The organism is Ignavibacteriota bacterium, from assembly GCA_016708125.1.
Lineage (GTDB): Bacteria > Bacteroidota > Ignavibacteria > Ignavibacteriales > Melioribacteraceae.
In genome coordinates this window covers 1,777,110-1,797,359 of record JADJGF010000001.1, presented here as the reverse complement: position 1 = coordinate 1,797,359, position 20,250 = coordinate 1,777,110, and the positions used below count along the sequence as shown (strand labels likewise).

Sequence of the window (20,250 nt, the reverse complement as noted above, 5' to 3'; positions counted from 1 at the left end):
TAATTTATGTTATCTCTCAAAAACTTCAAAAGAAATCCCAACATATTTTATTGGAGTATAATTTCTATTTCTGTTTTCCTTGGAACATTAATCCGATTTGATGATTTAGGAAAATGGACCTTAGCTTTAGATGAATATTATATTATTAAATCCTCAGAATTTATTTTAGAATACGGATTACCTCAATTTCCAAGCGGTGGATATTACTCGCGCGGAATTTTATTTCAATACTTAATTGCTTTATTACTAAATTTTGGTGTAAAAGCAGAACTTGCCGGAAGATTATTTTCAGTTGTTGCAAATTTATTAACAATTCCCCCGCTTTATTTAATCTCAAAAAAAATTAGTAATAAACTTTTGGCGGCAATTGTAATTGTGATTTTCTCTTTTTCAATTTGGGAAATTGAATTTGCAAGATTTGCACGAATGTATACGCCATTTCAAGCAATTTTTATGTGGTATATGTATTTTGCTTTAGAAGATTTTAACAATAAAAATTTTAAGAATTTTAAGTGGATGATTTTACTTTCTGCAATTTCCTTTCTTGTTTATGAAGGAAGTATTTTTTTAGCTGTTTTCAATTTTGCTCCTTTTGTTGTAAATAAAAAATTTAAATTGAGTTATTTTATTGCTTCAACACTAACATTTTTTGCTTCAACATTTTTTAACATGTTTGGATTTCGTAAATTTAATTCAGTTCCAACGTTACCTCCAGAATTAGTTGATTTTGTTAGTGAAGCAACTAAACAATCGCCAATTAAAATTCCACAAACTTTATTCCCTTTTGCGTTTGATAATATTTTAACATCAATTCTAACATTATTTTTAATTACAATAAATATTTACATTTTTATACAATTAGTAAAATTATTATCGGAGAAAAAATTCTGGCAGATTTTTTCTTTATCTATTCTTACCATTTTTACAACTCTTAACTTATTCGGATTATTCATTTTAAGCTTTATTCTATTGGTCTTTTGGGATTTATTAGAATTTAATCTCAAGAATAAAAAATTCAACACTTTACTAATTTCACTTTTTGCAACTAATTTATTTTATTGGTTTACATTTGGAATATTATCAAAAAATTGGTTTGTACTTTTTGATAATTTTTCTTCATATTCAATAGGCGGAATTAGCAAAAGATTGTTTGTAGCTTTTTTTAATTTTCCGGATAATTATTACACAATTCTAAATTACTTAGGAACAATTCCTATAGTAACAATTTTTTCCGTTATTTTCGGCGTCGTATTAATTATTCAACTTTTTACAAAATTGAAAAATCAGAAAGATGTAAAATTTTTATTTGGATCACTAATTTTTGTAAGTTTATTGGCTACTGTACCTACATTAGAATATGATGAAACTCGCTATACTTTTTTTGCAGTTCCACTTTTAATTATTCTTGTTTTATTTTCGGTTCAGAAAATTTCTGAAATCACTTTTTCACGCAAACCAATTTTAGCAACTTTAATTTTTCCAATTGTGGTTTTTTCTGCATTTGGTCTATCAAAAGATTTTGAGTTTTATCATTTAATCAATATTGATAAAGCTGATGTGAACTACAGACTTATTTATAATGGAAGAATTAAAAAGCATTTATACAGAAGATGGGATGTGGAAAATCCCGTAAATTATATTACAAAAAATGCAAAGAAAGATGATATAATTATGATTAACGAAAATAGTCTTGAATATTATTTACCTCGTGTTGAATATTTTAATGTTGATTATAACCATGAAGCATTTAGTATTTTAAGCATTGAAAACGGAACCAAAGAACGATGGAGCGAAGCTAAATTAATTTATAAAAATGATGATCTAATAAATTTTATAGAAAATAGAAAACAAACAATTTGGTTTGTAGTATTTCCGGAAAATTGGCTTTCTCAAATAAATTTTTATGAAAAGTATAAATCTAATCTTGTTTATCAGGGAATTGATGGCTTATTAAAAGTTTATAAATTTCCAAAGAATTAATTTGTTCTATTTTTAGATTTTATCAAAATTTCCAACACAATTTAGTTATCAATATCAACAAATATTCTTTTTATATTTCGAATTATTAATTGAAATTTTACTTAAGTAATTTTTATTGATTATGTATATTCTTGGCATTTCCGCATATTATCATGATTCTGCAGCTTGTTTAATTCAAGATGGAAAAATTTTTGCCGCAGCTCAAGAAGAAAGATTTACACGTAAGAAACATGATTATAATTTTCCTAAACATGCAATTGAGTTTTGTTTAAAATCTGCAAATATCAAAAGTGATAAATTAGATTTTGTTGCTTTTTACGACAAACCTCTATTAAAATTTAATCGACTTTTAGAAACTTATTTAGCTTTCCCCGGAAAAGGTTTACAATCTTTTATGACTGCAATGCCTTTGTGGTTGAAACAAAAATTGTGGATCCCCGATTTAATTAAGAAAGATTTAAGTTATGATGGGAAAATATTATTTTCGGAACATCACGAATCGCATGCTGCGTCTGCATTTTATCCATCCCCTTTTAACCGCGCGGCATTTTTAACAATTGACGGCGTTGGCGAATGGGCAACTTCATCTTACGGAATTGGTAATGATAATAAAATTGAAATAATTGCTGAGCAGCATTTTCCGCATTCCATAGGTTTACTTTATTCGGCATTCACATATTTTACTGGGTTCAAAGTAAATTCCGGAGAATATAAAGTTATGGGATTGGCTCCATACGGCGAACCAAAATATGTTCAAAAAATATATGAAAATATTATTGATCTGAAAGAAGACGGCTCATTTACAATGAATATGGAATATTTTGATTATCCAACCGGATTGAAAATGACAAATAAGAAGTTTGCAGATTTGTTTGATGGTCCGGAAAGACAATCGGAATCCGAACTTACTCAACGCGAAATGGATTTGGCAAAATCCATTCAAGTTGTTACAGAAGAAATAATGTTAAGAATGGCAAAACATATAAAAAAAGTTACCGGCGAAAAATATTTATGTTTAGCCGGCGGAGTTGCGTTAAACTGTGTTGCCAATGGAATTTTATTAAGAGAAAATATTTTTGAAGATATTTGGATTCAGCCCGCTGCCGGAGATGCCGGCGGAGCTTTGGGTTCAGCGCTTATGGTTTATCATGATTATCTAAATAATCCGAAAATAAAATCTGATAGATCAATACAAGGCGGATCTTATTTTGGAACAGAATATTCTAACAATGAAATAAAAACTTTTCTCGATGAGAAAAAAATTCCATACAATTTTGTTTCCGATGAAATTTTATTTGATTATGTAAGTAATTATTTAATAGACGAAAAAGTAATTGGATGGTTTCAAGGCAAGATGGAATTTGGTCCGCGTGCTCTTGGGAACCGCTCAATAATTGGCGATGCTCGCTCTCCCGAAATGCAGAAAAAGATGAATTTAAAAATAAAATATAGAGAGAGTTTCCGCCCGTTTGCTCCTTCGGTTTTAGCAGAAGAAATTAGCAATTGGTTTGAGATTGATAGAGAAAGTCCGTACATGCTTTTAGTCGCAGATGTAAAAAAAGAAAAGCAAAATTTAATGAGTGAAGAAGAACAAAAACTATTCGGAATTGATAAATTAAATATTGTGAGATCTGAAATTCCGGCAGTTACTCACATTGATTATTCGGCAAGAATTCAATCCGTAAACAAAAATGATAATCCGATTTATCACGCACTAATTTTTAAATTTTTCGAAAAAACAAAATGTCCCGTAATTATTAATACTTCATTCAATGTTAGAGGTGAACCGATTGTTGAATCTCCGCTTGATGCATATAAATGTTTTATGAGAACCGAAATGGATTATTTGGTTTTAGGAAATTTTATTTTGGATAAACAAACTCAGCCGGAGTTTATTGATACTATTAACTGGAAAGACAAATATGAGCTTGATTAAAGATACAAAATATGAGCTTGAGCAAATTGACTTTAGTGAAAAATCGTTAAAGAAATTTGGAATTACGATTGGTTCAATTTTGCTAATTATTGGACTATATTTAACTTGGAAAATCAATTTTACCATTTTCATATCAATTATTTCAGTTATTGGTTTTTTGCTAATTGCTTTCGGAATTTTTGCACCAAAAAGTTTATCAAATATTTACAAATATTGGATGATGTTTGCGTTAATTCTCGGCTGGTTTGTTTCAAGAATAATTTTAGCAATTTTATTTTATTTTGTAATAACTCCAATTGGAATTTTAGCAAAAATGTTCGGGAAAGATTTCTTAAATCTTAGCAAAAAGTCTGAAATAAAATCATTTTGGATTCAAAAAAATAACTTATTACAAAATATTGAAAAAATGTATTAGATTGAGGTTGTAAAATAGTTAAATGTGAGTTAAATCATTCGATTTTAAAAAATATGCTTTTAATTGCACAAATATTTTTCTGTTTTGAAATTGATAGAAATAATTACATTTAATAAATTATTAATAATTTTTATATTTAGATATATTCGATTTAATCAATCATTATGACAAAAGTTCCAAAATATAAATTCTATTTTGCACTATTTGATTTGTTAATTTTATCGACAGCATTTGTAATTTCTGCTTATGTTGTTAGATATGATAAAAGTCTACAATTATTTAGTTTTATAAAAATTTCTTTCCCAATTTTAGCACTTTTTTTCATTGCCGCAGCTTTTTTTATTTTCATTTTTCAAGTTAACAATCTGTATAGAATAAACATTATTTTTAACCGTTCTGCACATCTAACCGCAATAATTAAATCACTTTATTACGGAACATTAAACGTTGTTGTTATTTCACATCTAGTAAAATCTTCGGAAATACTCGATTCGCGACTAATAATATTTATGTTTGTGCTGGTTGTGGTTCCGACAATTTATATTTTTAGAGTTGAATTTGGCAGAAGAATCTTTCTAAAGTATAAACAACAATTCAACAGCAATGTAGTAATTGTTGGTGATGGTACAACCGGTAAATTACTTGCAACAAAATTGCTTTTTGAAAATCCGGAAGGAATAAATGTTTTAGGTTTTGTTGTTAATCATGAGGTTCCGGAAAAAAAACTAAACGGAATTGAAGTTTTAGGAACAATCGAAGATTTAAAACGAATTAATAATGAGTTTAAAATCGATGAAATTATTATTGCTATAGATGATATTAACTATGAAAGATTATTAGAAATTTTAGATTTGTGCAATTCATTACATGTTACTGTTAAATTAACTTCCGAACTTTTTGATATTGTAACTAAAAAAGTTTCGACTGAAAAATATGCTGGAATTCCTGTTCTTGGTGTTTCACCTCATTATAGTAACAATTTAACGCTTAAACTTAAGAGAATTGTTGATTTAATACTTTCACTTATTGGAGTAATTCTCCTTTCACCATTATTTTTTATATTAGCTATTTTGATTAAACTATCATCAAAAGGACCAATATTTTTTAAGCAAGATAGAATTGGTCAAGGTGGGCAGCCGTTTAAATTTTATAAGTTTCGATCTATGACAGTTGATGAAAAAGGTGAAGAAGAAAGAAAAAGACAAATGATTGAATTTATAAAAAATAACGGTTCTCAAAACGGAGATACTAAAATTATAAATGTAAATAGAGTAACTTGGATAGGAAAAATAATTAGAAAATTGTCTTTAGATGAATTACCACAGTTAATTAATGTTATTAAAGGTGAAATGAGTTTGGTTGGACCAAGACCAAGTTTACCATATGAATTCGATAATTATGATACTTGGCAAAAAAGACGTGTTAATGTATTACCTGGTTGTACAGGCGTATGGCAAGTTTGGGGAAGAAGTTCTGTATCATTTAGAGATTCTGTAGTACTTGATTTGTACTATGTTAATAATATGTCCCCTTGGTTAGATATTCAATTAATTCTTAAAACTATTCCTGTTATGTTATTTTCAAAAGGCGGAAAATAATTATCTGTATCTAATTATAAAAAAAATGTTTTTTTTTTCGATATTAACACCAAATTGTTAATATTTTCAATGGACCCAAATAGAGGAATATAACAATAATGAAAAAAAATTTAACAATTATATTTTTGCTTCTTTTGGCATATGGTTTGAGTGCTCAAAACGATGTCCGTTTAGGAACTCAATATACTGGAGTCACTTCACAGAGACAAGGTGGATTTTATGATTATTCTGATCCAGAGGCTATTAATATGAGTGTATCCGTATGGGGATTTGTAAAATACCCTGGAAGATATCAAATACCTGTTTATACAACAGTTAGTGATTTGCTGTCCTATGCCGGCGGACCAACCGACGATTCGGATTTGGAAGATTTAAGACTTTACAGAGTTATGGAAGATTCAACCCAACATCTATTCTCATTTAATTTTAATGATTTACTTTGGGCAGATAATCTTGAAGTTCAGAATCGAAAAATTCCAAAACTACAAGGAAGTGATTTACTAGTAGTTCCAGGTTCTCCAAGATTATATTTTAAAAATTGGTTTCAGGTAGGACTAAGTATTTTTTCTGCCGTAATTTCGTTATGGCTTTTGATTTTAAGATTAAAATAAAGGAAATAATTTAGTGGAAAAAGCTAAAAATTTTAATTCAAGTTCTAAAGGTAATAAAACTTCAGTCAATTATTTAAATTTGCTAAAATCAAACCTTGTGTTGGTTTTAACAATAAGTCTTGTAATTTTTTCTGTTATTTTAATTTATGCAATTACTTCTTCAGATATTTATACAAGTACTACTGTACTTAAAATTTCAGAACCTCAAAATAAAAATATTTTATCGGATCCGCTTCAAGCGGCGCTTGGATCATCAAGCACAGACAGATATATTGCAAATGAAATTGAGGTGATGAAAAACAGATCTATTAGAGAAGAAGTAGCAAGAGTTGTAATTGATTCATTTAAGCAAATTGGGAATTCTGAAGTTTTTGATTTAGCAGTGAATCAAAGTTCTGGAATTTTTGATAATTCCAAACCTCAAGTTCGATCTGAAAGATCTTTAGCTGCTTTATTATCTGAAAACGTTACTGTTGAACAAGTTACTGGTCTTGACTTTATTCAAATTATTGTTGAATCTGGTTCACCAAAAGAAACTGCTATAATTGCTAATGCATATGCTAATGTTTATCGCGATTTTAATCTTGCCGATAGCCGTAAACAATTGACTAAGGTTAAAGAATTTTTAGCCAGTCAAAGAGATGAAAAATTTGAAGAATTAGCAGTTGCCGAAGATAATCTTAGAGTTTATCAACTTCAAGGTGGCGGCGTTCAATTAGGAGAACAAGCCCTTAATTTAATTCAAACTGCTTCCGAATTTGAGGCTGATCAAAGTCGACTCCAAATTGAAATGAGTATGGCGAAAGATAATTTATCAAGGTTAAAAGAAGAATATCAAACTAGAAATAAAACACTATCTAGTTGGGTTGAGTCTAAATCAGTTGAACCTGAAATTGAAGGATTGAGAACTGAAATTGCTGCTGTGGAAATTCAAAAAACCAAAGCATTATCGGGAACAAGTTCTGGCACCAATAACTCTTCTCTTTTAGGAAGTTATGATCAAAAATTATCAAATTTGAATGCCAGATTAAGTAAAATTCAAAGTGAATACCAAAATAAAGTTTTATCCTCTACTCCAGCAGAGCTAAAACAAATCACTCAAGAACTATTTCAGGCTGAATTAAAATATGAAGGCTTACGAGCTCGCCATGGTGAATTAAATCAAGTTGTTGCTTCATACGATAGAAAATTTGATGAATTACCAAGTAAAACTTTAGAATTTGCAAGACTTGAAAGAAAAAGACAATCATTAGAAAAATTATATACAGTTCTTGAAGCCAAATACCAAGAGGCGTTAATTAACGAACAATCAACCCCAGGTAATGTTTTAATAATGAGCGATGCACGAGTTCCTGGAGGTCCTTCAAAACCAAACAGACCATTATTAGCAATTATGGGGCTAATTCTAGGGTTCGGAATTGCGTTTACATACGTTTTCTTAAAGGATTATTTTGACAAAACTGTTAAAACTCCCGAAGATATTGAAAAAGAATCAACAAATGTTTTAGCTTGGATTCCTAAATTTGAAAGAAAAATTGATAAAACTCAAAAGAATGCGGAAATTTTAGTGGGTGGAAGTACAGAAGCAGCCGCCGGCGAATCTTATCGTTCGTTAAGAACAAGAATTCAGTTTAGTAAAATTACCGAAGGTGCCAAAAGCATTCTTATTACTTCATCTGCTCCGCAAGAGGGGAAAACCACAGTAGCTAGCAATCTTGCTGCAAGTTTTGCACAATCAAATAAAAAAACAATTATTTTAGATTGTGATTTAAGAATTCCAAGGGTAAATGAAGTTTTTGGAGGATTAAAATCACCTGGTTTTACTAATTATTTATTCAAACAAGCTTCTTTTGATGATATTCTTAGAAAAACAGATTTTGATAATTTATTTTATATCGCAGCCGGTACAATTCCAACAAATCCTTCTGAAATTTTAGGTTCAGATCAAATGAAAGATTTTATAGAATTTTTAAAATCTAAATTTGATATTGTAGTTATTGATTCTCCACCGGTTATGACAATTACAGATGCAGAAATCCTTTCGCATATTGTTGATATGAGCATTTTAGTTGTATTCGCTGAAAAAACAGAAGTTGATTGGTTGGTAGAAGCAACAAATCAATTAACTACTCACGGACAAAAATCATTTATTGGAACTGTTCTAAATAATTTTGATTATAACAGCGGTTATAGATCTTACAATAAATATAACCATTCTAAATATTATTCAAGAGTTGATGAAACAAAACAAAAAGAATGGGTAAATTCTTAAAAAAGTTATAAATAGCAAATAAAAATTAAAGCCTCAAAATTGAGGCTTTTTTTATTGTACCCCGGAGAGGATTTGAACCTCCGACCTGCAGTTTAGGAAACTGTCGCTCTATCCTACTGAGCTACCGGGGCATTAGATTTAACTTTCTTCATTCAAAAAATAATAATATTCCTTTTGTTATCAAATTTACAATTTCTTAATGTATCAAAATTGTAATTACCTTTCTTTTTAGATAGTTTTACAAATATAAAATTAACTATTACTTTCACATTAGGAGCATAAATTATGACAACAATTATTGATATTCTTGGTAGAGAAATTTTAGATTCCAGAGGCAATCCAACCGTTGAAGTTGAGGTTTTATTGGATTCCGGAATTATTGGTCGTGCTGCAGTTCCAAGCGGCGCTTCAACCGGAGAACACGAAGCAGTTGAATTGCGCGATGTTAAGAAAAAAAGATATTTAGGAAAAGGAGTTCAAAAAGCTGTAAGTAATGTAAATGATATTATTGCAGATTTATTAATTGATTTTGATGCAGTAGATCAAGTTGCGATTGATAATTTTTTAATTGAATTGGATGGAACACCAAACAAATCCAAATTAGGCGCAAATGCAATTTTGGGCGTTTCACTTGCTTGTGCAAAAGCTGCTGCAGAAGCTTTGGAATTACCTTTATATCGTTATATCGGCGGAACTAGCGCAAGAGTCCTTCCCGTACCAATGATGAATATTTTGAATGGCGGTTCACATGCAGATAACACTGTTGATTTTCAAGAATTTATGATTATGCCTCACGGCGCAACAAGTTTTGCAGAAGCTTTAAGAATGGGAACCGAAACTTTTCATTCATTAAAATCTGTATTAAAGAAAAACGGTTATTCAACTTCTGTTGGCGATGAAGGCGGATTTGCTCCAAACTTAAAATCAAATGAGCAAACTTTAGATTTAATTCTTGAATCAATTACCAAAGCCGGTTACAAACCCGGAAAAGAAATTAGTCTTGCTTTGGATGTTGCATCAAGTGAAATGTTTGATAAAAAGAAAAACAAATACGTATTCTTCAAATCAGATAAATCAGAAAAAACTTCCGATGAAATGATTAAAATTTATGAAAAGTTAGTTAAGAATTATCCTATCGTTTCAATAGAAGATGGCTTAGATGAAAATGATTGGAAAGGCTGGAAAAATCTAACCGATGCTTTAGGCAAAAAAATTCAATTAGTTGGTGATGATTTATTTGTGACAAATACTCAAAAATTATCTAAAGGAATTGGAGAAGGAGTTGCAAACTCAATTTTGATCAAAGTAAACCAAATTGGAACTTTGACAGAAACTTTAGATGCAATTGAAATGGCAAAACGTGCCGGTTACACAAATGTAATCAGCCATCGTTCCGGCGAAACTGAAGATACAACCATTGCTGATATTGCTGTTGCAACTAATGCCGGACAAATTAAAACCGGTTCCGCAAGCAGAAGTGATAGAATTGCAAAATATAATCAGTTGTTAAGAATTGAAGAAGAATTAGATACAACCGCAATTTATCCAGGTTTAGCCGCAATTAATTGCAAATAAAATTTTCAAAAATAATTTCAGAAAGCGTCTAAGTTTTAGGCGCTTTTTTTATGTTCAAATATTAAAATTGTTTTAACTGAAATGTTGATGTTAATTCGTAGGAATGTTTTTCGATTTATCTTAATTATTTTTAATATAATTTGACATACTTCTTAAAACAATAATAAATGTTCCGGCAAGAAATACAATAATTAAGGAAAAGTATAAAATAGTTTCCATTTAATTTTCTCTGTAAATAATTTCATCAAATAAAAAGGAATTACAAAAGTAAAATGTGATTCCAAACAATTTATTATCGAAAATAATTTTTTTATAATTAAGCGAGTTATCAGTTACAAATAAAATGAACATAATTATTTAAGTCAATTATGCAATTCATCGGTGAAATTTCAGCATTAATAACAGCATTTCTTTGGTCGGGAACAGCAATTGCATTTTCCGAAGCAACAAAAATTGTTGGATCATTTGTTGTAAATATTACAAGATTATTGATGGCAACATTTTTTCTCATCATCACAATTCTTATTTTTAATTTAAATTTTCATATTTCGTTTGAGCAAATTTATTTATTGGGTTTAAGTGGAATTATTGGATTAGTTTTCGGCGATGGATTTTTATTTAAATCTTACCAATACATCGGCGCAAGATTAAGCATGCTTGTTATGACGCTTTCCCCCGCTGTGGCTTCGTTTGCCGCATATTTTTATTTGGATGAATCATTATCCTTCTGGGGAATTATTGGAATTCTAATTACTATTTTTGGAATTTCATTAGTTATTTTGAAAAGATCAGAACAGCCTTCTGCAGATTACAAAAAAAATAATATCGGATATTTGTTTGCATTTTTAGGAGCAATTGGACAAGCGATAAATTTAATTTTTGCCAAACAAGCATTTCAGTTAGGTGAAATAAATAGTTTTGTAGCAACTTTCTATAGAATGCTTCCTTCAATTTTCTTGATGTATTTTATTGGCTTAATTTTTAAAAGTAGAAGAGCAAGTTTTTCAATTTTGAAAGAGAAAAAAGAAGCTGTTAAATTTATAATTATTGGCTCATTAATTGGTCCATTTTTAGGAATAACTTTTAGCTTGATTGCAATTTCGCATACAAAAGTCGGCATTGCCGCAACACTAATGTCAACCGTACCAATATTGATGCTGCCAATTGTACGATATTATTTTAAGGAAAAATTGTCTTTTATCTCAATTCTTGGAGCTGTTGTTGCAGTAGTTGGTGTTGCAATTTTATTTCTTAAATAATTTATTTTCTCCCCTTTTCATATTCATAAATTATTTTTCCAAGATTTGCAAGAAACGGCAGACCAATTTCATCGTATTCATATTTATCGTCATTGTAAATTTGATCTTCATTAACATGAATTACGGCTGATAAGAAAAACTCAATTTTGTTTTCTTTATCTTGAATAAAGGCGTTATCAATCAAATATCCGTAAGCTAATCCGCTTTTACTGTAAATTTTAATATTTGCCGGAATTTGATTTTTTGAATCGCCGAACATAAAAAACTTTACGTAACCATCATAATATTCGGTGGAATCATACTTCGGACAATCACTTTTTCTAGGAAGCATACACATATATTTATTCAAAAATTCATAATCATCTTTTGTTAAATTAAATCTTTCTTCACCATTAAAAAATTCCGGATAGGTAATTCTAATCATCAAATTATGCTGATCTCTCAATCCAAAAAAATTATTGTGAGAAAAATCTTTGGGTTCATTGATTAAAATATCATTTGAATAATAACCAATTCCCTTTTTCATTTCGGCTAAATTTAATTGAATATTTGTTCCTTCAAACTTTGCCGGTTGTTGATAAATTACATTATTATTTTCATCATAAAAAATTATTGGATTGGTTTGTTTATTTCGTTCTTCAGTTCTAGCAACTTCTAATCTGTGAACAATTTTTGTATTACTAAATCCCCTTTTTTGCAAACGTTCATTAATTTCTTTTTGTCCGAGAAAATCATACAATCTGTTGAATGCTTCATTATCACTAACCAAAAATATTTTCTTAATATAATTTGCAATATTCGGATAACCGCATTCATCAGTAAAATTTTTATCGAACGAAACTTGATTTTCATAAACGCTATCTATTGATAAATGTGTGAATTTATTTACACCGGGAATATCTAAATCATTCAATTTTTCTAATGCCAAAATTGCTGCGGGAAATTTTACGGTGCTTGCGGGATAAAAATATTTTTGCGGATTTTCATTAAATGAAAAAGTGTTAAGAGAAATTTCATCATTATCGTTTTTATCAATCTGCGTATATATCATTTGGATTTCATACTTTTCTAAATTTTCAATAGCCGGTAATAATTTTTCAAAATTATCATTAATTAATTTTTCCAAAATATTTTCATTTTGTCCTAAACTAAAATTTGTTAGCATACAAAATCCCAATAAAATTAAAATTGATTTTTTCATTTTCATATTTCACATAAATATTTAATTCAAAATAGAAATAATTTCTCTATGAATATTAGGTGTTGCGGCAATTGTACTATTGCCCTCTTCTGCACTTTTACCATGATAATCAGTTATAATTCCACCGGCACCCTTTATAATTGGAATTAAAGCCATTGTATCCCACACATTCATTATTGGATCAATCATAATTTGAGCAAAACCGGAAGCAACCAAATAGTATCCGTAGCAATCTCCCCATTGGCGATATAATTTCACCTTTCTCATAAGTTGCTCAAACTTTGCCAAGTTTTGAAATTCCTCAACTGCCAAATGATCGGTTGTAAGAAGCACTGCATCTTCAATTTTATTTACATCTTTTGCTTTTACTAATTTATCATTTAAAAAAGTTTGCGAGTTATCGCCAATTAAAAATTCATTTAAAATAGGCTGATGAAAAACACCAATTACCGGCTTTCCGTTTTTAGTTAAAGAAATAAGAGTTCCAAAAGTTACAGTTCCGCATATAAAACTTTTTGTTCCATCAATTGGATCCAATAGCCATTGGTATTCCGCTTCTTTATTGTATTGACCAAATTCCTCACCTAAAATTCCATGTGATGGAAATTCTTTCATGATTAATTCCCGCAATTTTTCTTCTGTTGATTTATCAGCAATTGTAACCGGAGAATCATCCGATTTAGTTTCAATATTTATATTGCTTCTAAAATATTTACGAATATTTTTACCACTCACATCCGTTAACATTTTGCAAAAATTTGTAAGTTCTAAAATCTCACTTTGTGATAACACCACAAAAACCTCATAATTAATTTGTACTTTTCTTTTCTTATTATTGGGTATTAAAATAAATTATTTATGAAACTTTTAGAAGCAACTTCAGAAAATATTATTTATTCCGTTAACGTTTTAAAGACTGGCGGACTTGTAGCATTTCCTACAGAAACGGTTTACGGATTAGGCGCAGATGGTTTAAATGAAATTGGAGTATCAAAAATTTTTGAAGTAAAACAGCGCCCAACTTTTAATCCATTAATACTTCATGTTTCTTCAATAAAAATGTTACATGAAATTGCTGAATTTTCAAATGAAAAGATTTCCAAAATAATTGATAAATTTTGGCCCGGACCATTAACATTAATTTTGAAGAAAAAAAATATTGTTCCGTACATTGTAACATCCGGATTGGAAACCGTTGCAGTAAGAATGCCAAATAACAAAATTGCTTTGGAATTAATTGAGAAACTCGGAAGACCTATAGCAGCGCCAAGCGCAAACAGTTTTAGTAAATTGAGTCCAACAAAAGCCGAACATGTTGTAAAACAATTAGGAAACAAAGTTGATATAATTTTAGATGGCGGAAATTGTGAAATCGGAGTTGAATCAACAATTGTGGAAGTAAATAATGATTCGCAATTTTTATTACGTCATGGTGGAATTGCAAAAGAAAGTATTGAAGAAATAATCGGCAAATTGGATGAACCTAATTCATTAGTTTACTTTCCAAATTCGCCAGGACAATTAAAAATTCATTATGCACCAAATATTCCAATCTACTTTTATGATGATGAATTAATAAAAAATTTCTCAAACAAAAATATTGGTGCAATATTCTTTCATAAAATCAAGAATGGTGAAAAGTTTAAAGTTTCAAAAGTGCTTTCTATAAATTCAGATTTACATGAAGCGACTGCTAACTTATTTTCTTTTTTGCATGAATTGGAAAATTTAAATCTGGATTTAATTGTTGTGGAACCAATTAAAAATATCGGACTTGGTGCTGCAATCATGGATAGGTTGACAAAAGCTGTAAATAAATATTCTTGACGGTTGTTTCGATTAATTTTAAACTTTGTTCAAAACACCCAACAACCTTTTGGATCGGTGGCTGAGTAAATCAACGAAGTTGATTGTACCGAAGCCACATTTTTTATAATTTATTTCTAAAATTTTTCTTAGCTAAGGCTGGTAATTTTTCAAATTCACCATTTATTAATGCTTCTTTTTTCTTTCTGTTCCAACTTTGAATTTGTTTTTCACGATAAAATGCTTCGTCTATTCTATTGTATTCTTCAAAATAAATTAGTTGTACCGGAAGTCTTCTTTTGGTATAATTTGCACCTTTACCCGATTGATGGTCGGAGAATCTTTTTTCTAAATTTAATGTACTGCCAGTATAAAAAGTTCCATCTGCACATTTAAGAATATACATATAACCGCAGTTCATATATATTTCCAACTATATCAAAAATAATTAGGTTTTGTCATCTCGATAATTTCCAAACAATGTTTGGAAAACTCGATGACCACATCTAAAATCGGTGGCTGAGTAAATCAACGAAGTTGATTGTACCGAAGCCACCGCCATATCAAATTATTCCAAAACAACAAGATGGGATGTCTGAGGTTGATTTTTAATTTCAGAAATCTTTTTCAAATTTGCTTCTTTTATTAAATAATCCAATCCGCCATTTTTTACATAGTTTTTAAAATTATTATAATGATCTTTCCCGGCTAAATATTCAACAACAACAATTAATTTTCCCCCAAATGAATTTGGCGTGGGAGTTATATAATCACCAATAATTATTTTATTTGAAACTTTTTTAATTGCAGATAATAATTCCAATCTTTCCTTTTCCGGGACTTCATGAATAACGTAAGTAAGAATTGCAAAGTCAAATTTTTCAGAATCGCCGCTGCTAATTTTTTTTATATCCCCATGTACAAATTCCACATTTTTAAAATTACCATTGTGATTAGACTTTGCAACGGAAATATTTTTTGAAGATAAATCAATACCAACAATTTTTCTGCAATGATCAGAAAGTTGAAAAGCTAATCTTCCCGTTCCGCATCCAATATCTAATACTGAATTGTCTTTACCAACAATTCTTTTAATTTGCTCAAACATTTTATCTTGGTTTGGCGCAATAATTTTATCGTAAAAAATTCCATCATACCAATGTTTTTTGTCATTCATAAATTCTAAAATCCAATCAATAATTCGTAAGACATAATAATAATTGCAACAATTAAAATTACTTTAATAATTTTTTCACCTTTTTTTACAGCAGCTTTTGCAGCCCACCAAGCACCAAATCCGCTTCCAGCCGAAAGACTAATTCCATATAACCAATTTATGTTATCTGTAAAAATAAATATTAACAATGCAGGAATTGTATAAATCAATACAATAACTACTTTATGATAATTGACGTAAACTAAATTTAATTTTAATATGTTGTGTAGTGTTAACATTAGCAAAAATCCAATTCCCACTTGAATAAAACCGCCGTAAAATCCTAACGCAAACATTGAAGGATAAATTGCCCAAGGAAGTTTTTCTAAAATTTTATCTTTCAAAACCACTTTTGAGTTTGGGATTAGCATTGTTACAACAATTCCGATCATTACAATTCCGAGGATTTTTTCAAACAATTCATTTTCAATTTTTGTAGAATAGAAAGCTCCAACAATTGCGCCGGGTAAAGTAAGTAAACTTAATTTTACGCTTAATTTAATTTGACTTACTTTTTGATTGTGAAATGAAAGTGCACCAAAAATACTTTGCGATAGAATTCCCAAACGGTTTGTACCATTTGCAACCGGCGCATCGAGTCCTAAAAATATTAAGATCGGTAAAGTTAAAGTTGACCCACCGCCAGCCATAACATTTATAAAACTTGTTAAAACACCGGCAGAAAAAAGTAATAATATTTCAAAATAAATATTCATGGAAATTAAACTTAAGTTTGGTTTGTAACTTTTAACTCCGTTTTGGAATTATTATTTTATAATGTAAAGAAAAATAGTAATATTAAAATTACAATCATTAAGAAAATTTTATTCGCCAAATAGAAAATCACAAAAAAAAAATTATGAATTACATTGAAATTATTGGTTACGCCGGTTCGGCATTAGTTGCAATTTCATTAATGATGAAAAATATTTTTTATCTGCGAAGAATTAATTTAATTGGCGCAGCAATTTTTGCAACTTACGGATTATTAGTTGGAGCAATTCCCGTTTTTATTCTCAACAGTTTTATTTCAATTGTAGATATTTATTACATTTTTGAAATGAAAAGAAAGAAGGAATATTTTACACTTTTGCCGATCAACAATTCCCATGATTCACTGTTAAATAAATTTTGTGAATTTTATTCGAACGATATTAAAAAGTTTTTCCCGAATTTTGAAATAACTAAAATTGATGAAGATAAAAGTTTTTTTATTTTGCGAAATTTAATTCCGGTTGGATTATTTGCTTACAAAGAAATTAATGAACAAAAAATTTTTATTGAATTGGATTATGCAATTCCGGATTACAGAGATTTAAAAAACGCAAGATTTGTTTACTTCGCACAATCAAATCATTTTATAAAGAAAGGATATAAAATTTTAACCGCAGAAACTGAAGTTGAAGCTCACAAAAAATATCTTATTAAAATTGGATTTGAAAAAGATCAGAATAATCCGAAGTTGTTTTCTAAGAAAATCTAAATGAATTTTAGCTTAGATTTTTTATTGCATCATTTAAAAAATTAGGAAGAACAGTATTTCTTGTTAAAATAATATTATCCGGATTTTCTAAATGTTCCAGCATATCTTGCAATTTTTTTTCGCCATATTCATCAATAACTTGCTGTTGCCTTTCCCGTTTGCCAAAATGATGCTGCATACTTACAATATCAGCTTCGGGATGAAACTGTGTTCCAACAATTTCATTAGAAATTCTTACTGCCATCATCGCTCGCTCAAGTTCTATATGCGGACGAATTTTTTCTAATGCAATTAATTTTGCCCCGAGTTCTCGAAATATATTTTTATCGGGATTAACAACTTGATAACTTCTAAAATCTGCACCATAAAAAATTTCCGGCAAACCTTTTAAAATATAATCCATTCTACCAATTTCAGTTTTATGAATTGGTAAAATTCCAAATGATTTTGAGTTTCTCGGAATCACATCGCCAAATTTAAAGTAACGAGCCATTATTTGAAATGAATGACAAATAAAGAAAACATATTTTTTTTTATTGGAATTATTTTGATTATTCGCCCAAATTTTATCCATCAAATTAAAATATTTCTTTTCCCATTTTGTGCCTTCCCCATCGAATGGATCGCCGGGTCCTCCGGATGAAATGTAAATATCATACTCTAAATTGGGAACTTCTTCTTTATTTCTTGACTCATAAATTTTATATTCTAAATCAACATTCACATTATTTTTATCAGTTTCCTTCAAAATATCTTGAATACATCTCATCCCTTGATTTTCTTCGCCGTTATACAAATCAATAATTGCAGTTTTAATTTTCACTAAAATCTCACTCTCTTTTTAAGAAGTGTAAATATATGAATTATTGAAATATTCTACTAAATCTAATGTCAATTCATTATTTTCAAATATAAAACAGAAATTTTTATTTTTATGAATGAAGTTTGTAAATGCGGACATGATATAAATCATCCTTTGGTTATTCACGAAAGCGAATATTCAAAATGGGGATGGTTTCTTTTTACAATTTTGGGATTAAGTGCAAAACCAAAATCAGTAAAATTTGTTTGTACAAAATGTAACGAAATTATTCTAACTTCTTCTGAACCGGAAATATTAAAGAAATTTGTCGGAAGATAAATATGTTTATTTCTATTTTAAAATTTGCAGATGAAATTAATTATCATATTTGTTTGATTTAAAAATTAACGGAGAATTAAAATGGCTGATCAATTAATAATCGAAAAACAAAAACAAGCCGCTGAAATTTTAAGAGAAAAAAATATTGATATGTGGATGACATTTGTGAGGGAAACCGGAAATATAAAAGATCCGATGATGGAAATGATTGTTGGAACCGGCGCAACTTGGCACTCGGCATTTATTATTACCAAAGATGGCGATACTACCGCAATTATTGGTTCGCTTGAAGAAGCAAATATGAAAACTGTCGGAACATTTAAAAATATTGTACCGTATTTAAAATCTGTAAAATCAGATTTGATAAAAGTTTTAGATAAATATAATCCTAACAAAATTGCATTAAACTTTTCTAGAAATTCTTCAATGGCGGATGGATTAACTTATGGTGTGTACTTAGAATTACTGGATTTATTAAAAGATACTTCTTACGTTGAAAGATTTGTTTCTTCCGAAGAAATTGTAGCAGCTTTACGAGGAAGAAAATCACAAGTAGAAGTTGATTTTATTAAAGATGCAATTAAGGAAACATTAATAATTTTTGATGAAGTTTCAAATTTTCTTGAACCGGGAAAGACGGAAAAAGATGTTGCAAATTTTGTACGACAAAAAGTTAAAGAACGCGGATTTGAATTTGCTTGGGATGAAGAACATTGTCCCGCAGTATTTACTGGACCAGATACGGCCGGTGCTCATTCTGGACCAACCGATAAAAAAATTGAAAAAGGTCACGTAATTAATATGGATTTTGGAATAAAGAAAAATGGATATTGTTCTGATCTTCAAAGAACTTGGTACGTTTTAAAAGATGGAGAAACTGAAGCACCTGAAGAAGTTTTACACGGATTTAATGTAATTAAAAATGCTATAATAAAATCCGGTGAAGCAATGAAACCCGGAAAACTTGCATGGGAAATTGATAATATTGCAAGAAGCTATATTGTAGAAAATGGATATGAAGAATACCCGCACGGATTGGGCCATCAAGTTGGAAGAGTTGCGCATGATGGCGGCGCAATGATGGGACCAAAGTGGGAAAGATATGGAAATTTACCTTTTCTTCCTTTAGAGAAAGGAAATGTTTTTACAATTGAGCCAAGACTTCCAATTAAAAATTTTGGAATTGCAACAATGGAAGAAATTGTTTGGATTAAAGAAGACGGTGTTGAATATTTATCTAAACCGCAGACTGAGATTTATTTGATTAAAAAATAACAATATGAAATAACATTTTTTTATCTGCGAAAATCTTAATAGATCTGTGTCATCAGCGTTCTATTAATTTTCTAAAATTCTTTAAATATTCTTGCAAGCGGCTTCCCCGGTGCATCTAATTGAATATTAAGGAAATATCCAAATGGAGTTTGGTAAGTTTCATAATCCGAATTTTTCAATCTCAATTCTGCATTATTTAAAATTAGTTTTGTAAAATCCGGATTAGCGCTGCTTTCCGATAAATGATTGAATGAGTGCAAAATAATTTTATTTGTTTCATTTTTTCTTGCTGCCCACTTTAAATTTTTGATTAATTTCGTTTCAACATCTGAACTATTGGTTTCATCTTTTTCTTCAACATGAATAAATCCTAATATTGCATTTTCTATTTTATCCTTAATCTCAATATCATCGGCAGAATCTAAACCTTTGTGATGAGTTTCAAACGAAAAAGAATTTACATAAAATATCAGAAGCCTCAT

At 29.4% G+C, this 20,250-nt stretch carries 19 protein-coding genes and 1 tRNA gene; 12 read left to right on the top strand and 8 right to left on the bottom strand.

The genetic code is table 11. The features are described 5' to 3' along the window. The first annotated feature begins 6 nt into the window (after positions 1-6). The 6 genes from IPH62_08165 to IPH62_08140 all read left to right on the top strand — a co-directional run bounded on the left by IPH62_08165 (position 7) and on the right by IPH62_08140 (position 8,812). The gene (locus tag IPH62_08165; protein ID MBK7105243.1) at positions 7-1,980 is read left to right on the top strand and encodes a glycosyltransferase family 39 protein; all 1,974 of its coding nucleotides are present in this window, start codon (positions 7-9) and stop codon (positions 1,978-1,980) included. A gap of 121 nt (positions 1,981-2,101) precedes the next feature. Then, positions 2,102-3,916 carry a carbamoyltransferase gene (locus tag IPH62_08160; GenBank protein ID MBK7105242.1) on the top strand — a complete coding sequence of 605 codons (1,815 nt, stop codon included), beginning with the start codon at positions 2,102-2,104 and terminating at the stop codon, positions 3,914-3,916. After that, positions 3,903-4,331 (top strand): hypothetical protein, encoded by a 429-nt coding sequence (locus tag IPH62_08155; GenBank protein MBK7105241.1) that lies wholly within the window; start codon positions 3,903-3,905, stop codon positions 4,329-4,331. The genes IPH62_08160 and IPH62_08155 overlap by 14 nt, the downstream gene beginning before the upstream one ends. A gap of 164 nt (positions 4,332-4,495) precedes the next feature. Beyond that, complete coding sequence (locus IPH62_08150; protein MBK7105240.1) at positions 4,496-5,929, top strand: sugar transferase; 1,434 nt, start codon at positions 4,496-4,498, stop codon at positions 5,927-5,929. Positions 5,930-6,027: 98 nt separating this feature from the next. After that, positions 6,028-6,540, top strand: a complete 513-nt coding sequence (locus IPH62_08145; GenBank protein MBK7105239.1) for an SLBB domain-containing protein — start codon at positions 6,028-6,030, stop codon at positions 6,538-6,540. A 13-nt stretch (positions 6,541-6,553) separates the two neighbouring features. Next, a complete protein-coding gene (locus IPH62_08140) occupies positions 6,554-8,812 on the top strand; it encodes a polysaccharide biosynthesis tyrosine autokinase (protein ID MBK7105238.1) in 2,259 nt (752 codons plus the stop codon). 57 nt (positions 8,813-8,869) lie between these two features. Here IPH62_08140 and IPH62_08135 read toward each other — a convergent pair. Continuing rightward, positions 8,870-8,943 (bottom strand) — tRNA-Arg (locus tag IPH62_08135). A 154-nt stretch (positions 8,944-9,097) separates the two neighbouring features. Between IPH62_08135 and eno the strand changes: the two genes are divergently transcribed. Together eno and IPH62_08125 are read left to right on the top strand one after the other, a co-directional pair. Beyond that, positions 9,098-10,387 carry a phosphopyruvate hydratase gene (gene eno / locus IPH62_08130; GenBank protein ID MBK7105237.1) on the top strand — a complete coding sequence of 430 codons (1,290 nt, stop codon included), beginning with the start codon at positions 9,098-9,100 and terminating at the stop codon, positions 10,385-10,387. Between the two features lie 368 nt (positions 10,388-10,755). Next, entirely contained in the window at positions 10,756-11,646 is an 891-nt protein-coding gene (locus tag IPH62_08125) for a DMT family transporter (protein MBK7105236.1), read from the top strand. Between the two features lies 1 nt (position 11,647). On the opposite strand, the gene IPH62_08120 is transcribed toward IPH62_08125, so the two are convergent. Both IPH62_08120 and hisN read right to left on the bottom strand, forming a co-directional pair. Next, complete coding sequence (locus IPH62_08120; protein ID MBK7105235.1) at positions 11,648-12,811, bottom strand: serine hydrolase; 1,164 nt, start codon at positions 12,809-12,811, stop codon at positions 11,648-11,650. Positions 12,812-12,868: 57 nt separating this feature from the next. After that, a complete protein-coding gene (gene hisN / locus IPH62_08115; protein ID MBK7105234.1) occupies positions 12,869-13,594 on the bottom strand; it encodes a histidinol-phosphatase in 726 nt (241 codons plus the stop codon). A gap of 111 nt (positions 13,595-13,705) precedes the next feature. Here hisN and IPH62_08110 point away from each other — a divergent pair, with 111 nt between their 5' ends. Beyond that, entirely contained in the window at positions 13,706-14,674 is a 969-nt protein-coding gene (locus tag IPH62_08110; GenBank protein MBK7105233.1) for a threonylcarbamoyl-AMP synthase, read from the top strand. A gap of 103 nt (positions 14,675-14,777) precedes the next feature. Here the strand turns inward: IPH62_08110 and IPH62_08105 are convergent, their stop codons facing one another. The 3 genes from IPH62_08105 to IPH62_08095 all read right to left on the bottom strand — a co-directional run bounded on the left by IPH62_08105 (position 14,778) and on the right by IPH62_08095 (position 16,585). Then, on the bottom strand, positions 14,778-15,074 hold the full coding sequence (locus tag IPH62_08105) for a GIY-YIG nuclease family protein (protein MBK7105232.1): 297 nt from the start codon (positions 15,072-15,074) through the stop codon (positions 14,778-14,780). Positions 15,075-15,221: 147 nt separating this feature from the next. Further along, complete coding sequence (locus IPH62_08100; protein ID MBK7105231.1) at positions 15,222-15,830, bottom strand: class I SAM-dependent methyltransferase; 609 nt, start codon at positions 15,828-15,830, stop codon at positions 15,222-15,224. Between the two features lie 5 nt (positions 15,831-15,835). Next, positions 15,836-16,585: a sulfite exporter TauE/SafE family protein gene (locus IPH62_08095; protein ID MBK7105230.1), complete on the bottom strand. Its 750-nt coding sequence runs from the start codon at positions 16,583-16,585 to the stop codon at positions 15,836-15,838. A 143-nt stretch (positions 16,586-16,728) separates the two neighbouring features. On the opposite strand from IPH62_08095, the gene IPH62_08090 reads away from it, so the two are divergent. Further along, complete coding sequence (locus IPH62_08090; protein ID MBK7105229.1) at positions 16,729-17,352, top strand: hypothetical protein; 624 nt, start codon at positions 16,729-16,731, stop codon at positions 17,350-17,352. 7 nt (positions 17,353-17,359) lie between these two features. On the opposite strand, the gene IPH62_08085 is transcribed toward IPH62_08090, so the two are convergent. Next, positions 17,360-18,121: a GMP synthase gene (locus IPH62_08085; protein ID MBK7105228.1), complete on the bottom strand. Its 762-nt coding sequence runs from the start codon at positions 18,119-18,121 to the stop codon at positions 17,360-17,362. A 165-nt stretch (positions 18,122-18,286) separates the two neighbouring features. Between IPH62_08085 and IPH62_08080 the strand changes: the two genes are divergently transcribed. Continuing rightward, complete coding sequence (locus IPH62_08080) at positions 18,287-18,493, top strand: hypothetical protein (GenBank protein MBK7105227.1); 207 nt, start codon at positions 18,287-18,289, stop codon at positions 18,491-18,493. Positions 18,494-18,574: 81 nt separating this feature from the next. Next, the gene (locus tag IPH62_08075) at positions 18,575-19,768 is read left to right on the top strand and encodes an aminopeptidase P family protein (GenBank protein MBK7105226.1); all 1,194 of its coding nucleotides are present in this window, start codon (positions 18,575-18,577) and stop codon (positions 19,766-19,768) included. A 71-nt stretch (positions 19,769-19,839) separates the two neighbouring features. On the opposite strand, the gene IPH62_08070 is transcribed toward IPH62_08075, so the two are convergent. Beyond that, positions 19,840-20,250: a threonyl-tRNA synthetase editing domain-containing protein gene (locus IPH62_08070; GenBank protein ID MBK7105225.1), complete on the bottom strand. Its 411-nt coding sequence runs from the start codon at positions 20,248-20,250 to the stop codon at positions 19,840-19,842.